The sequence below is a fragment of the Bordetella muralis genome, from assembly GCF_965139205.1.
GTDB classification, from domain to species: Bacteria; Pseudomonadota; Gammaproteobacteria; order Burkholderiales; family Burkholderiaceae_B; genus Bordetella_A; species Bordetella_A muralis.
Genome location: NZ_CBCSIU010000014.1, coordinates 49909 through 64759, shown reverse-complemented (window position 1 = coordinate 64759; position 14851 = coordinate 49909). Strand labels below are relative to the sequence as shown.

The 14851-nt window shown below is 59.1% G+C and carries 11 protein-coding genes and 1 tRNA gene; 5 read left to right on the top strand and 7 right to left on the bottom strand.

Features of this window, described 5'->3' with window-relative positions:
• The first annotated feature begins 22 nt into the window (after positions 1–22).
• Together ACNA0I_RS18675 and ACNA0I_RS18670 are read left to right on the top strand one after the other, a co-directional pair.
• On the top strand, positions 23–670 hold the full coding sequence (locus ACNA0I_RS18675; protein WP_415807534.1) for a helix-turn-helix domain-containing protein: 648 nt from the start codon (positions 23–25) through the stop codon (positions 668–670).
• 44 nt (positions 671–714) lie between these two features.
• A tRNA-Arg gene (locus tag ACNA0I_RS18670) sits at positions 715–791 on the top strand.
• A 137-nt stretch (positions 792–928) separates the two neighbouring features.
• Here the strand turns inward: ACNA0I_RS18670 and ACNA0I_RS18665 are convergent.
• Both ACNA0I_RS18665 and ACNA0I_RS18660 read right to left on the bottom strand, forming a co-directional pair.
• Positions 929–2299, bottom strand: coding sequence for a hypothetical protein (locus ACNA0I_RS18665; RefSeq protein WP_415807532.1), 1371 nt, complete (start codon positions 2297–2299; stop codon positions 929–931).
• A gap of 126 nt (positions 2300–2425) precedes the next feature.
• Positions 2426–3115, bottom strand: a complete 690-nt coding sequence (locus ACNA0I_RS18660) for a GntR family transcriptional regulator (protein ID WP_415807531.1) — start codon at positions 3113–3115, stop codon at positions 2426–2428.
• A gap of 143 nt (positions 3116–3258) precedes the next feature.
• Here ACNA0I_RS18660 and ACNA0I_RS18655 point away from each other — a divergent pair, with 143 nt between their 5' ends.
• From ACNA0I_RS18655 to ACNA0I_RS18645, 3 genes are all read left to right on the top strand, one after another.
• A complete protein-coding gene (locus ACNA0I_RS18655; RefSeq protein WP_415807530.1) occupies positions 3259–3696 on the top strand; it encodes a carboxymuconolactone decarboxylase family protein in 438 nt (145 codons plus the stop codon).
• A gap of 27 nt (positions 3697–3723) precedes the next feature.
• Positions 3724–4611 (top strand): amidohydrolase family protein, encoded by an 888-nt coding sequence (locus ACNA0I_RS18650; RefSeq protein ID WP_415807528.1) that lies wholly within the window; start codon positions 3724–3726, stop codon positions 4609–4611.
• A gap of 92 nt (positions 4612–4703) precedes the next feature.
• Positions 4704–5678, top strand: a complete 975-nt coding sequence (locus ACNA0I_RS18645) for a Bug family tripartite tricarboxylate transporter substrate binding protein (RefSeq protein ID WP_415807527.1) — start codon at positions 4704–4706, stop codon at positions 5676–5678.
• Between the two features lie 91 nt (positions 5679–5769).
• Here the strand turns inward: ACNA0I_RS18645 and ACNA0I_RS18640 are convergent, their stop codons facing one another.
• The 5 genes from ACNA0I_RS18640 to ACNA0I_RS18620 form a co-directional block, all read right to left on the bottom strand.
• Positions 5770–7878 (bottom strand): TonB-dependent siderophore receptor, encoded by a 2109-nt coding sequence (locus tag ACNA0I_RS18640; protein ID WP_415807526.1) that lies wholly within the window; start codon positions 7876–7878, stop codon positions 5770–5772.
• Between the two features lie 255 nt (positions 7879–8133).
• Positions 8134–9801 carry an AMP-binding protein gene (locus ACNA0I_RS18635; RefSeq protein ID WP_415807525.1) on the bottom strand — a complete coding sequence of 556 codons (1668 nt, stop codon included), beginning with the start codon at positions 9799–9801 and terminating at the stop codon, positions 8134–8136.
• 18 nt (positions 9802–9819) lie between these two features.
• Entirely contained in the window at positions 9820–11016 is a 1197-nt protein-coding gene (locus tag ACNA0I_RS18630; protein WP_415807524.1) for an acetyl-CoA C-acyltransferase, read from the bottom strand.
• Positions 11017–11034: 18 nt separating this feature from the next.
• Positions 11035–13428 (bottom strand): 3-hydroxyacyl-CoA dehydrogenase/enoyl-CoA hydratase family protein, encoded by a 2394-nt coding sequence (locus ACNA0I_RS18625; protein WP_415807523.1) that lies wholly within the window; start codon positions 13426–13428, stop codon positions 11035–11037.
• Between the two features lie 84 nt (positions 13429–13512).
• Entirely contained in the window at positions 13513–14805 is a 1293-nt protein-coding gene (locus tag ACNA0I_RS18620; protein ID WP_415807521.1) for an OmpP1/FadL family transporter, read from the bottom strand.
• Positions 14806–14851: the final 46 nt, after the last annotated feature.

Genomic DNA, 14851 nt, shown 5'->3' with positions numbered 1-14851 from the left:
AAAATGTTCATGGAATGGTCAAATGAATGATAATAGGTCGGTTCAGCGGTGTCTAGCGCTTCTGCGCTGTTTTCGTCGTGGCCCAGGGCAATCCCTAACCGAGTTGTCTAAATCGGTGGGGCTCCATCATTCCACGGTGTTGCGTCTGCTGAGCACGCTGCAGAGCGAGGGGTATGTTCGTAAAGAGGGCATGCAGTGGTCATTGACCCCACAGTTGCTCGAGATAGGTTTTGCCGCCTTGGCCAACACTGGGGTGAGCGATTTGATTCAATCGTCGTTGCAGGGACTGGCAGACCAGTTTTCCGGTAGTGCCAATATCGGTGAGAAAATCAAAGACGAAGTGATCATCATTGCGCGTGCCAATTCGGTGTCCGAACTCCGCAAGATCCTCATCGTGAATTTGCGCGTGGGCAGCGCGCTGCCGCCTGAGTCAGCGCTGTACTCCGCTTTGGATTTACCTGAAGCGGAGTGGTCGATCGCGAAGTATCCGGATCGCAAGGTCACGACCGTTGGCATATCTTTATTTTCCGGGGCAGTGCGTAGCCTTTCGCTCGGATTATCGATAAATGACGATGAGTATTACGGAGACAAAATAGAGACCGAACTGCTGCCAGCCCTACGAGTAAAGCGGGACGAGATTCGTCGCCTAATGCGGCTGGGCGACGTCTGATTGGACAAATAAAAAATCTCAGCTATAATTTCGCCTCTTTATCAGCGCCCGTAGCTCAGTTGGATAGAGTACTTGGCTACGAACCAAGGGGTCGTGGGTTCGAATCCTGCCGGGCGCGCCAAATTTAAAAAGGGTCTCCATTGCGGAGGCCCTTTTTTTCTTGGCTCTTCCCTACGAGCAGGGCGGGCACTCTCACCGTTCCTGGTTCGCAGAGGGATGACGGGTGCGAAGCCGCTGATCTGATTACAGAGGATCGGCCTAGCTGCTGATGCCGGCAAGACGCTGTGCGATTCCCGCCATCATCATTGCCGACATCTCGTCGTTCAGCTCGCCGAGAAAACGCATGGCCTGGCTGTAGTCTCCTTTTACGGCCAGCTTGTCGGCAGCCATGATCAACGCCATGTCGCGGCGTGGCTCATCAATCTTCATCACCAAGTCGTAGGCAATGTCCGGTTTGCCGAGCAATGCGAATTGTGCTGGCACAGCGCTCATATAGTGCCTCAGGGCTGAGCCTTGCGGGCCGGGTCCGGGGCGAAGCTCAAGAATCTCGTTCAGCAGTTTTTCCGATTTGGTGACTTCGGCTGTGCGGGTCAGTGCCTCTGCCACGATCAGCAGGGTCTGTGCTTTCTCGAGAGGCGCGGCGAGTGCGGATGCTTGTGCTGCGGTATCGTCCAGCAGGGCTTGTGCCTCATCCCCCTTTCCATCCTGTCGCAGAACTCCGGCAAGCTTTGGCGCAAGCTGAAGCACGGCAGCGCGTTCCGGTGCTTTCGCCATGGATCGGCGGGCGCTCGCGATGGCGGCTGTGCGATCTTCGGATGACGGCAGGCCAACGGACAGGCCCGTCCAGATCGCGAACTCGAACGCCGAGGGGCCTCCCTCTGCGATCACCTTGACCAAATCAGTGGCAACCGTTGCCGCTGTCTTCGGGTCGATCGATGCCCACGTCTCGAAGAACAGGAAGATTTGTTCGGGCTCCAACGACAGTCCCTGGTCCAGGGCCTTGTCCATCGATTCACTGAGATACCGCGCCGCTTCATCCTTGAATCCGATCGCCGCCTGTGATTTTGCAACCTGGACCATCAGCGCAAGCAGCATGGAATTCATCGGAATGCGATGACGGTAATCGGCGATCTCCGCAAAGATGGCGCGCCCCTCGTTCGGTGACCCGGCATCCGCAAAAGCCTGCGCGATCGATTTGCTTTGCCCTGTGGTGTCCAGGCGGGTGAGTGTTCCCTTTTTATCTGTCAGCAGCGCATCGGCCTCGCGCAGTGTTGCCAGCGCCCGCGCCTTGTCACCCTGAAGTATCAGGACCTTGGCGTAGGAGGTCAGGAATTCGGCCTTTCCCATGGCGGCGGACAGCTCGCGATAGGATGTCATCGCTTGATCGATCTTGCCATCGAAAAGCTGTGCATTGGCCAACGCCAGCACGATCCGTTGACGACGAAACGGATCCTGTTCCGGCTCAAGAAAGGTCTGGATGGCGCCGACCAGGCAGGTCGTTGTGACTGTCGTGGAGCAGTGCTCCATCATCGCTGCGCGTGCATTGGCCGGTTCGGAAGAAGACGCCTGTCCCCATGAGGGAGAGGCAAGAAAAATCGAGGCGAAAAAGAGAGGTAGATATCTGTTCATGAAACCGGTATGGACTTTTAGTTTTACTCAGGCTCTGCCTTTTGGGGGCATGCTCTGGCGTTCTTAATACGTTTCGCTGTTCGTTGTATCTCAGTCCTTTGGACTCTACCACGCCTCATCAAGAGGCTAGGCAGCCTGCGTCAGCACCATCATGACGTTTTGGCCAGTGCGTCCCAGGTGCCGGGTGAGTATTTCAGCGGCGCGCGCCTCATCGCGGGCAATGGCGGCTTCGAATAGTGCCTGATGTTCTCCTGGCACATTTGCGTCCGGGGCATGCCGGGTGAGGAAAAGGCGTCGATAACGATCGCTCAGATCGTGCAGGCTGCCACAGAAACGCAAGAGCAACGGCATATCGCAGGCAGAGACCAGCGCCAGATGAAAGGCCCGGTGCGCTTTTTCCCATCCTTCGGGGCGCTGCCCCCCGTCTTCCAGGCGATGCAGTCGGTGATAGGTGGCAACCAATGCGTCTTCCCAAGCCTCGTCGCCTCGTTTTAACGACTCTTTCAGTGCCGTGATTTCGAGTTGCGTGCGTAGCACGGTGACTTCCCTCAGGTTTTCGGCGGACACCGGGGTCACCTGGTAACCGCGCTGGTCGGTGATTTGGACCAGGTCTTCGGCAGCCAGGCGAGTCAGGGCTTCGCGCAAGGGGCTCAGACTGACGTCGTAGGTCTGACGCAGTTCGTCCAGGCGCAGTCGCATGCCGGGCGGATAGGTGCCGTCCAGGATAGCGGCCCGGATCTGGATAGCGACTGAGGCCGTCAGGGAGGTGCTGGCCTGAGGCTTGGAGGGAGCAGGAGGAACCTGAGCTTTTTTCATGCCGCATATTGTAGCGCTGAGGCTAAAAAATCGATTTAAAAAATAAAATCGATTTTTTATTGACTTTACCGACGGCTTCGTCAACCATAAAAAAGAGGCGCGGCATGCTGCCGGCCTGATACGTCTTGACGAAGGAGTCCGGTATGTCTGCATCTCGCATAGATGCTTCGGTTGTTGTTCAAGCCATGGGCGCACCGCGCGATCCGGCCGCCCTGGAACGCCAAGCGGACAGTTATCGAGAATTGCTTGGTTATTTGCCGCCGCGCGTTGAGGCGCGTTTGCAGGTGACGGGTGCCCTGGATCCCGTCTTGGTCGACATGCAGGAGCGAATTCGGGCGCACGCCATGAATCCTCCGTGCTTCGACGTCAAGACGGCGCAACTGATGATTTTTGGCATGTTGATGGCGGAATTAAGTGATGCGGCCGTGATTCACGGTATTGCCGCCCGCCGTGCGGGCGCGAGTTGGGAAGAACTGCAGGCAGTGGTGAGCATGGCGTATTTGTTCCGCGGAGTGTCTGCGGCTAATCGGGGAGCGGATGTGCTGGCCCGCATTGCCGAACGCGAAGCACAAGCCCGTTGATGTTGTCATGGTTCAAAGGAGACATACATGAACAACTCGAACGAGGCACGAGAACCAAAGCGTTGTGCTGGTCCTGACCGTCATACTCGACCACCCCGTTTTCAGATGCCTGTGGGGGCATGTGATTGCCATGCCCATATTTTTGGTCCACAGGCGCAATTTCCTTATTCGCCTCAGCGTAGCTATACGCCGGAGGACTGTACCGTTGATGATTACATCAAACTATTGGCGACGTTAGGCATCGATCGAGCCGTCATCGTGCATGGCGGTGCGCATGGAACGGATAACGCTGCCACGCTGAATGCGTTGGAGCGCATGGGGCCCCGCGCCCGCGGTGTCGCAGTGATGCCGCCGGGGTGCCCATTGCCCGAACGAGAGCGCATGCATGCGTTAGGAATGCGTGGCTATCGTTTGTCTACCGTCGTGGGCGGAGGCGTAGGTTTCGATCAATTGGAGGCTTTGGCTGACGAGGCGCAACAGCTGGGTTGGCATTTAGTGCTGCATTTCAAGCATGCCGATGAATTGGTCTCGCTGTTGCCACGGTTGCAGGCTTTGCGAGTCGACATTGTGCTGGATCACATGGCGCGTATACGCGGTGACGAAGGCGTGGACAGTCCTGCATTTGAGGCTCTGGCAAGCTTGATGGACGCGGGGCGTGCCTGGGTCAAGCTGGCGAGCTTATATCGCCTGTCGTCGCAGCCGTATCCTCATGCCGATATGTTGCCGATGATTCATCGTGTGGCAAAACACTGGCCTGATCGCATTATCTGGGGCAGCAATTGGCCGCACCCGATCTGTGATGTGTCTATGCCCAATGACGGCGATCTGGTCGACCTGATTCCCTTGTGGGTGCCCGATGTGGCGGTTCAGCAAAAGCTATTGGTGGACAACCCGGCCGCGTTGTACGGATTTTGACTCGCAAAAATGATTTGTGACGGGAGGCGTGCTTAAAGCTGAACCCGGCCGCGGTCATCAAAAACTCAATATAAAAATGACGGAGACAAGTTATGTTCAGACAAGTCTGGCGCATGCTGGCGAGCGCCGCCGCGATGGCATCGCTGTGTGCCAACGCAGCGTTGGCAGCAAGTTATCCCGAGCGCGCAGTGACGATTGTTGTGCCGTTCCCGGCGGGAGGGACCACCGACGTGGTGGCACGCGTTGTCGCTGAAAAACTATCGACGATTCTCAGGCAGCCGGTGATCGTTGAGAACAAGCAAGGAGCAGGAGGAAATATCGGTGCAGCCTATGTGGCGCGCGCCAAAGCGGATGGTTATACCTTGCTGGTATCCAGCGCCGGTCCACTGAGTATTAATCAACAGCTATATGCTAATCCCGGATATGACCCCATTCGCGACTTTGCGCCTGTGTCTCTATTGGCATCGGTGCCTATTATGTTGGCAGCCAATCCCAAGGCGCCGTTCCATTCAGTGACAGAGTTGATCGCCTACGCCAAACAACATCCGGGACAGGTGGCTTATGGATCGCAAGGCAGCGGTACAACGAGTCATTTGACGATGGAACTGCTCAAATTGGAAACCGGCATCGATTTGCAGCACATTCCCTATCGCGGCAGTGCGCCTGCGGCTACGGATTTGATGGGCGGGCAAATTCAAGTGATGTTTGATAATTCACCCACCACCTATCCGCAAGTGCAGGCCGGCAAGATGCGGGCGCTGGGCGTAGCTTCGGCGAAGCGGCTTGATAGTATGAAAAACATTCCCGCGATTGCGGAGAGCGTGCCGGGCTTTGAGTCAGAGGCTTGGTTTGGTGTAGTTGCTCCTGCGGGAACGCCAGACGATGTGGTTGATCATTTGAATAATGCGGTGAGGCAAGTGTTGTCCAATGCCGAGGTGATCAAGCGTTTCGATGAGGTCGGAGTACAACTGGTGGGAGATACGCCTCAGGCCTTTGGTCAATTCATTCGTGCCGAGAAAGATAAGTGGGGGAAAATCATCAAGGCGACAGGCATGCAATTGGGTTAAGCGCGGTTTAGGTGCAGGCCGGTAGGTCAATCGCCGTAGGAAGAGGAAAACTCCTCTACGCTACGGCAATTTTATTGTTGCGGTCGTCAGATCAGAACCGATAGGTCGCGCTCGCCGTGACCGTGCGCCGTTGCCCATAGAAGCAATCGCCGCGGCTCAGGCACGTGACCTCGTAGGTTTTGTCGGCAATGTTGTTGACGTTCAGCGCGTAACGCCACGCGCCGCTGTCATAGGCCACCATTGCGTCGAACAAAGTGACCGACGGGGTTTCCGGCGCGGCGCCGTCGGTGAACGAGCCCAGATAGCGCACACCTGCGCCGACGGAGAATCCAGGCAGGCTGGCCACGGCAAAACGATATTTCCCCCACAGCGATGCCATGTGTTTGGGCACGGGCTCCAGGTCGGAATCGATGTCGGTGTAGATATAGTTGGCGATGACGTCCAGTTGCTTGGTCACGCGGCCGCGCAGTTCCAGTTCAATGCCACGAGTCTTCGTCTTGCCTGCCTGAATCTGGTTGTTCGGATTGGACGGATCGGGAGCCTGGCGGTTTTTCTCGCGCAGATCGTAGGCTGCTGCGGTGAACTCCAGCCCGGAGTCGGGCGGCATATATTTCAAGCCGAGTTCCCATTGCTTGCCGCGCATCGGCTTCCAGCGGTTGCCATAGAAGTCCGTACCACCAATAGGGGTGAAAGACTCGCTGTAGCTGACGTACGGCGACAGACCGTTGTCTGCGGCGTAGAGCAGGCCGAATCGTTTGGTCGTGGCGTTGTCGACTTCGCGGTCGTTGCCTTCGATATCGGTCTGGGCTCGGTCGTGGCGGATCCCTGCGACAAAGATCCAGTTTTGATAACGCATCTGGTCTTGCGCGTAAAAACCGAGTTGCTGTTGCTTCGTCTTGGGCGTATCGCTGAGATCGTATTCCGGGATGTTGCCGTAAACAGGATGGTAGACGTTCAACGGGCTGCCGAGGCCCGTGGCTTCTTGTCCCGTTTCGCGATAGCGGCTGTAGTCCGCACCAAACAGCAAGGTATGCTGGGTCGCGCCCCAATCCACCTTGCCTTCTACGTTTTGATCGACCAGCAGCGTACGCATGCGTGGCTTGTGCACGTAATAGTAGCGGTTGAGCGTCATTTGCTCCGGGTCGATGTACGGGGCTTCGGGATTCGAGTACGAATCCGGATACATCGACTTGTAGTCGACTTTGCTGATCGTATTGCGGAAACTCTGCCGCACGGTCCAACGATCGTTGAACTTGTGCTCAAATAGCCAGCCTACGCTGAATTGCTCGGTGTCATAGGCATCGAAGCCCGGTTCGCTGGCAAAGCGGCGCGTGGGAATCTGACCGTTGGGGTTACCGCTGACGCTGCCGCTCCAGGGCAGGAACGATTGCGTCGTGCCGGTTTTGTCTTTCTGGAAATAACCTTGCAGGGTCAGTGAGGTGGCGGCGCTGGGTTGCCACGTGAGCGAAGGGGCAAGCATCAGCCGATCGTCGCCGACGTGTTGCACCTGTGTGTCGCTGTCTCGAGCGACTGCGACGACGCGGTAGAGCCATTCGCCGTCTTCGGTCACCGGGCCGGTCAGGTCAGCCTGGATTTCTTTGCGATTGTGATTGCCCAGGATGACGCCGATTTCGTGCTGGGCCTCCGATAACGGGCGTTTGCTGACCAGGTTCAACACGCCGCCGGTGCTGCCTTGGCCGTACAACATTGATGATGGGCCGCGCAGGACTTCGAGTCGTTCCAGTGCGTAAATATCGGTGCGCGGGTTGTTATAGCTGAAGAACTGACGCAGGCCATCCAGATACTGTACGGGCTCGACGCCGCGTACGCGAACGTAGTCGGCGCGATTGTCGACGCCGTAGGCATTGGGGCGCACGCCGGCGGCGTAGTTCAGCGCGTCCTGGACATTTTGTGCGCCCTGGTCGACGAATTGTTCACGGGGGATAACCGTGATGGCTTGCGGCGTTTCCAGCAGTGGCGTGTCTGTCTTTGTGCCTGTGGCGCTGCGCGTCGCTACATATCCCTCGACAGGGCCGGTGGCGGTTTCTTGGGTGCCGGTGACGCGCACCGCTGGCAGGGTCGCGGCGTCGGTATCTGCGCCTTGTGCCTGGGCAAAAAGCGGGGCCAGACTGGCGGTCAATAGGGCTAAGGTAAAGGCGGGCGTCTTGCGGACGGGTGTCGCAGGCAAATAACGGTTCAACACAATCCCCAAATTAGGAAAAAATATCCGATAGTGATAATGATTTGTATTAATTTTATCGAATTATAGTGGGGCTTTAGAAAACGCCAGCGGCTCGCCTTGCGAGGTGTTGTATCTGGCTGTTGCCGTGCTGAGGCAGATTGTCAGGCTGCTTATGTCAGGCCGGGGGAGATTCGCCGCCAGCGGCGGCAATGCTGTGGCGGCTCTGTGAGGGCCTATTTCCGCGCGACCTCTGTGTGTCGCATGCTGGTGTTTTTACGGGCGGGCACCGGGTTTCAGCTCGCGGCGCAAGATCTTGCCAACAGCGCTGCGAGGCAACTCATCGCGGAATTCGACGTGACGCGGGACTTTGTAGCCGGTCAGGTGCTGGCGGCAATGGGCGATCAGGGTGGCGGCATCCAGGGATGGGTCGCGGCGGATGACGAATAGTTTGACCGCTTCACCCGAGCGCTCGTCAGGTACGCCGATGGCGGCGACTTCGCGTACGCCGGGGTGCAGGGCGGCGGCGTCTTCGACTTCGTTGGGATAGACGTTAAAGCCTGATACCAGGATCAGGTCTTTTTTACGATCGACCAGATAGACGTAGCCGCGTTCGTCGACATAGGCCATGTCTCCGGTGCGCAGAAAACCATCGGGATAAAAGACCAGGGCAGTTTCGGCGGGCTGTTTCCAATAGCCCGACATGACCTGGGGACCTCGGACGCAGAGTTCGCCGGTTTCGCCTTGCGGCAGCTCGCGGCCGTCATCGTCGCGGATGGATATCTCGGTAGAGGGCACCGGCAGACCGATCGAGCCGGTAAAGATGCTGACATCCAGGGGATTCAAGGTGACGGCAGGAGAGGTCTCTGTGAGGCCGTAAGCTTGGCACAGCGAGACGCCAGTCACCTCGCGCCAGCGTTGGGCGACTGCCCGCTGTACGGCCATGCCGCCACCGAGTGTGATGCGCAACCGGGAAAAATCCAGCTTGGCAAAGTCGGGATGATTCAGCAATGCACAAAACAAGGTGTTGACGCCCGTGAGGGCACTAAAGGGTGTCTTGCGCAAGGCCTTGATAAAGGCCGGCAGATCGCGAGGATCGGGAATCAGCAGGTTGCGCGCGCCCAGCTTGATGAAGGTCAGGCAATTGGCCGTGAGGGCAAACACGTGATAGAGCGGCAGGGCGGTGACGATGCATTCCTCGCCTTCGCGCAGATGGCCGCGTATCCACGCATGGGCCTGGCACAGATTGGCCAGCATGTTGCCGTGGCTGAGCACGGCGGCTTTGGCGACACCGGTGGTGCCGCCGGTGTACTGCAGAAATGCGGGGTCAGCGCGCGTCAGCGTGGGTGGGTGTAACGACAGGCTGCGACCGGCAGCCAGCACGGTACGCAGGCGCACGGTGCCGGGCAGCGACCATGCCGGGACTTTGCGCTTGATGTGGCGCACGGCCAGATCGATCGCTCTGCCCTTGATGGGACCCAGCAATTCACCTATGGAGGTAACGACGATGTGACGCAGAGCGGTATGCGGCAGCGCCTTTTGCAGCGTGTGGGCGAAGTTCTCCGCAATGACGATGGCTTGTGCGCCGGCATCGCCCAATTGGTGCGCCAATTCGTGGGCGGTATAGAGCGGATTGCAGTTCACGACGACGCACCCTGCACGCAATGCCCCGAACAGGCAGATGGGATATTGCAGCAGATTGGGCAGCATCAGCGCGACACGGTCACCCTGGCGCAGGCCGCGCGATTGCAGCCATGCGGCAAAATCGCGCGACAGACGATCGAACTCGGCGTAGGAGATCGTGGTGCCGAGACTCGTGTAGGCAGGGTTGCCGGCAAAACGCTGGCAACTATCGTCGAGTATCGTCAGCAGCGATTCGTAGGGCGTAGTGTCGATGTCGGCAGGGACGCCGGGCGGGTAATGATCGAGCCAGATGCGTTCCATATGTTGAGTCGATGCGAGCTACAGTGCCTCGAATATACCGGCCGCACCCATGCCGGTGCCAACACACATCGTGACCATGCCGTATTTGCCGCCGGTACGCCGCAGGCCATGCACGATGGTGGCGGTGCGGATAGCGCCCGTGGCGCCCAAGGGATGGCCCAAGGCAATCGCGCCGCCCAATGGATTGACCTTGGCCGGGTCCAGTTGCAGGTCGCGCATGACGGCTAATGATTGTGCGGCAAAAGCCTCGTTGAGTTCGATCCAGTCCAGGTCCTGCTGTGCGATGCCGGTCTGGGCGAGGGCTTTGGGGATGGCCATCTTGGGGCCGATGCCCATGATCTCGGGGGGAACTCCTGCGACCGAGAAACCCACCACACGCGCCAGCGGCGTGAGATTGAGTTCACGCACGATACGCTCGGACACGAGCACGACGGCGGCGGCGCCATCGGACATTTGCGAACTGTTGCCTGCGGTCACGGAGCCGCGCGCGGCAAAGACGGGACGCAGTTTGGCGAGCGCCTCGGCGTTGGTGTCGGGGCGTGGGCCTTCGTCTTGCTCGGCCAGTTTTTCCACGGTACGCACGGACCCGGCGTCGCCGGGCAGGTGCGTGACAGTCTGATAGGGCGTGGTCTCGTTGTTGAAGTGTCCCGCTGCGATGGCCGCGCAGGCTTTTTGATGCGAGGCCAAGGCAAAGGCATCCTGATCCTCGCGCGAGATCTTCCATTGGGCTGCGACTTTCTCGCCGGTCAGGCCCATGCCATAGGCCATGCCCAGGTTTTCATCGTGCGCAAAAATCTCGGGATTGATGGCAACCTTGTTGCCCATGATTTGCGGCATGGCGCTCATCGATTCTGTGCCGGCGGCAATCATGACGTCGGCCATGCCCAACCGGATTCGCGCGGCAGCATCGGCGACGGCTTGCAAACCAGAGGCGCAGAAACGATTGACGGTAACGCCCGGGACATTGTCCGGCAGACCGGCGAGCAGCAGGCTCATGCGGGCGACGTTCATGCCTTGCTCGGCTTCGGGCATGGCGCAGCCCGCAATGACGTCTTCGACGCGAGCGGGATCTAAAGCAGGGACCTGGGCCAGCGCGGCGCGCAGGGCGGCGGCCAGCATATCGTCGGGGCGGGTGGTGGCATACAGGCCATTGCGCTTGCCCACGGGCAGGCGGGTGGCGGCGACGATATAGGCGTCTTGAATTTGTTTGCTCATGGGGAATCCTTGTCGGTGTCAGTTGCGCAGAGGCTTGCCGGTTTCCAGTGTGTGCTGGATACGTGCTTGCGTTTCCTTGGTACGCAACAAGGCCACGAATTCGCGGCGTTCGACGGCCAGCAGCCAGTCTTCGTCCACGCGTGTGCCGGCTTCGACTTCGCCGCCGCACAGGGCGACAGCGGCGCTGCGGGCGACCCGGTAATCATGGGCGCTGATCATGCCGCCCTCGCGCATGTTGATCAGCACCATTTCAAAGTTCGCGATACCGGTGCGGCCCGCGACGGGAATGTTGGTCACGGGCAATGGGGGGGTGTGGCCGGCATCGGCGGCAGCGCGGGCTTGCTTGATGGCGACCCACAGTAATTCGTCGGGATGGAACACGACTTGGTCGTGTGCTTGGGCATAGCCCATGTCGATGGCCTGCAGTGCACTCTTTGAGACTTGCGCAGTGGCAATGTTCTGGAATACCGGTTGCAGATACGGAAACACCTCTGCGGGCGTCGCCGTCATCGCGGCCAGTGCGGCAGCGCGTGCGGCGAGGGCTTTGCTGCCGCCTCCTGCCGGCACCAGGCCGACACCGGCCTCGACCAGGCCGATATAGCTCTCCAACGCCAGGACCCGCTGGCTGCAATGCATGAGAAACTCGCAGCCGCCTCCCAGTGCCATGCCTTGTACTGCGGCCACGGTCGGCACACGTGCATAACGCAATGACAGCGACGCGCGCTGGAATTTTTCTACGTTCGCCTCCAGCATGTCGAATTGACCGGCGACGCAGGCTTGTACGACTTGCGATAGATTCGCGCCAACGGCAAACGGTGCGTCATGCCAGACGACCAGCGCATCCAATTGTTGCTCGCTATAGGCCACCGCATGCAGAACGCCGTCCAGGACTTCGTCACCAATGGTGTGCATTTTTGAGGTGAATGACAGGATGCCGATGCCCGGATCGAGCTCGGGCAGGTGCCACAGGCGCACACCTGCGTTTTCCCATAGCGTGGCGCCTCGTGGGATGGAGGTTTCGCCAACCAGGCGTTCGGGGAACAACTGGCGTGCGTATATGGGCAGCGTGGACCGCGGTTTCTGTTTACCGTCCCGTGCAGAATAAGAGCCCTGCGCGTTGTGCACGCCTTCGCGGCCGCTTTCTTGTACCCAGTCCGGCAGGGGAGCCGTGCTCATCGCTGCTCCCGCAGCGATATCGGCTGCGATGGCATCGGCAATACTGCGCCAACCAGCCGCCTGCCAGGTTTCAAAGGGGCCTTGCGCCCAGCCGAATCCCCAACGCATCGCCAGGTCGAGATCACGAGCGTTGTCGGCAATATGTTCGAGCTGGGCGGCGCTGTAGTGAAAAATGTCGCGGAACAAGCTCCACAGGAATTGAGCCTGAGGATGTTTGCTCGTGCGCAATGCTGCAAAGCGTTGGGCCGGATCGCGTTGTTTCAGGATCGCATCGACTTCGTCAGCAATGACACCTGCCGAGGGGCGATAGTCGCCCGCCGCGGGATCCAGCACCTGGATCTCTTTGCCGACTTTGCGATAGACGCCGATGCCGCTTTTCTGGCCCAACGCGCCGCGTTCGATGAGGGCATTGAGCCATGCAGGCAATTGAAAATGGGGATGCCAGGGGTCAGAAGGCAGCTTGTCGCGCATGGTGGCGACGACGTGGGCGAGCGTGTCCAGGCCTACGACGTCGGCGGTGCGATAGGTGGCGCTTTTGGGGCGGCCGATCTTGGGGCCGGTCAACGCGTCCACCTCGTCAAAGCCCAGGCCGAGCCGTCCGGTGTGATGCAGCGCGGCCAAAATCGAAAACACGCCGATGCGATTCGCGATGAAGTTGGGGGTATCCAACGCGCGGATGACGCCTTTGCCCAATTGGCTGGTCAGCCAGCTTTCCAGGTGATCGACGACCTCGCCTTGTGTGTGGCGGGTGGCGATGATTTCGACCAGACGCATGTAGCGCGGTGGATTGAAAAAATGCACGCCGCAGAATCGGGCGCGCAGATTTTCAGGCAGGGCGTCGGCCAATTCACCGATAGACAACCCGGATGTGTTCGAGGCCAGGATCGCGTCGGGAGAGACATGCGGGGCGATACGCTCGTACAGTGCCGTTTTCCAGTCCATGCGTTCGGCAATGGCTTCGATGACCAGATCGCAATGAGGCAGCTGATCGAGATGGTCATCGTAGTTTGCAGGCCTGATCAACGCGAGGCGTGAGGGGCTGGCCAGCGGCGCGGGCTCGAGTTTTCTCAGGCCTGCCAGGGCTTTGTTCGCGATGGCATTGCGATCGCCGTCTTTAGCGGTCAGGTCGAACAAGGTAACGGGAACGCCAGCGTTGGCGAGATGGGCGGCGATTTGCGCGCCCATGACACCAGCTCCCAGCACTGCGGCGTGTTTGACAATGAACTTGCTGCTCAAAGTGGTCTCCTGTTTGGGCAGCGCCAGGCGCTGCCCGATAGCATGTGCGGCCTCGATACGGCGAACCCGGGCAAATGATGACAATCAGAACCGGGTGGACACCTGGATCCCCAGGATGTTCCCTTTGCTGCGATAGTCGCCTGCGACGCGGCCCTTGGTCAGCGCATTGCCCGAGGTAGTATCGATGTCGGCATCACGCAGGTACAGATAGGTATAGCCTACGTCGATCTGCGTGTCTTTGCTCACTGCATACTGTACTCCGGTCGAGAACCACCAGCGATCCGTGTCGGGCAGCGACGTGGGGCGATCGCTCGGGTTGTGCACGGGGGACTGATCCCAGGCGACACCAAAGCGCCATTTCCATTTCGGCGCGAACTGATAATTGGCGCCCAGCGCGACGCGCCAGGTGTCGCGGAAATCCAGCGGCAGCGTGTCGGTCGGCCCGCCGTCGTTTTTGATCTTCAGTTGGGGCAGGCTGCTCCAGCCTGTCCACGAAATATCGGCCAGCAATTCCCATTGCGGATTCAACCGATGCACGGCGCTCAATATCAAGGAGTCGGGCAGTTCGACACGCGTGCTGGCGTCATAGGACAAGGATTGTCCGGGAGCAAAGCCGTCGATCTGGGTATCGCCTTTGGCGCTGTGACGGATCTTAGACCGGTAAGATAGCCCGATGCGGGTGTCCTCGGTCGGTTGCAGCATGAAGCCGATGTTCCAGCCCCACGCGTCGCCATCCAGATTCAAGTCGGCATCGCCAGGCAGAAAAGGACCGGCAGGTGTCACCGGAACCACCACTTTCTTTTTGTATTGCGCGTCGATGTGTTGCCAGTTCACGCCGAAGCCCATCGAGAATTGGTCATTGACCTTGTAGGCAATCGACGGGTTGATGTTGATGGTCTTGATGTCGAATTTATTGGAGTGATACTGGCCGACCCAATCGTCGTTGTATTCGGTCATCAATCCAAACGGTGCTCCGACGCCCAGGCCGACAAACCATTTTTCGTTCAGCTGCCACGAAAAATAGGCGTTGGGCACGACCCCGAGGTCGCCGGCATCGCCGCCATTGCCTCCCATGGGCGCACCGCCGCCCAGCGCGGTGGGGTTGCGGCTATTGCCGTTGTCGCGAAACTTGAAAGACGGTTGTATGGCGTTTACGCCGGCGGAAATATTGAAGCCGGGCAGATAGGTCATCCCGGCGGGGTTGTAATAAATGGTGCTGGCGTTTTCCGCGATGGCAGCCGAGCCGGCGTAGGCGTTGCCGAGGCCGCTGGCATTTTGCTCCAACAACTGGAAGCCGGCGGCGTGTACGTTATTGGCACTGCCGATCGCCGTGATAGCAACGGACAAAGTAGCCAAGGCCAACGATTTTTTATGCATGGTGTGTCTCCTCTCGTCAGGCGTAAATACAGGTACTGCATGGGCC

Excerpts from the sequence above, each read along its gene's own strand:
- ACNA0I_RS18675 (WP_415807534.1), top strand. The coding sequence starts at position 23 with ATGAATGATAATAGGTCGGTTCAGCGGTGTCTAGCGCTTCTGCGCTGT.
- ACNA0I_RS18665 (WP_415807532.1), bottom strand. The coding sequence starts at position 2,299 with ATGAACAGATATCTACCTCTCTTTTTCGCCTCGATTTTTCTTGCCTCT.
- ACNA0I_RS18660 (WP_415807531.1), bottom strand. The coding sequence starts at position 3,115 with ATGAAAAAAGCTCAGGTTCCTCCTGCTCCCTCCAAGCCTCAGGCCAGC.
- ACNA0I_RS18655 (WP_415807530.1), top strand. The coding sequence starts at position 3,259 with ATGTCTGCATCTCGCATAGATGCTTCGGTTGTTGTTCAAGCCATGGGC.
- ACNA0I_RS18650 (WP_415807528.1), top strand. The coding sequence starts at position 3,724 with ATGAACAACTCGAACGAGGCACGAGAACCAAAGCGTTGTGCTGGTCCT.
- ACNA0I_RS18645 (WP_415807527.1), top strand. The coding sequence starts at position 4,704 with ATGTTCAGACAAGTCTGGCGCATGCTGGCGAGCGCCGCCGCGATGGCA.
- ACNA0I_RS18635 (WP_415807525.1), bottom strand. The coding sequence starts at position 9,801 with ATGGAACGCATCTGGCTCGATCATTACCCGCCCGGCGTCCCTGCCGAC.
- ACNA0I_RS18630 (WP_415807524.1), bottom strand. The coding sequence starts at position 11,016 with ATGAGCAAACAAATTCAAGACGCCTATATCGTCGCCGCCACCCGCCTG.
- ACNA0I_RS18620 (WP_415807521.1), bottom strand. The coding sequence starts at position 14,805 with ATGCATAAAAAATCGTTGGCCTTGGCTACTTTGTCCGTTGCTATCACG.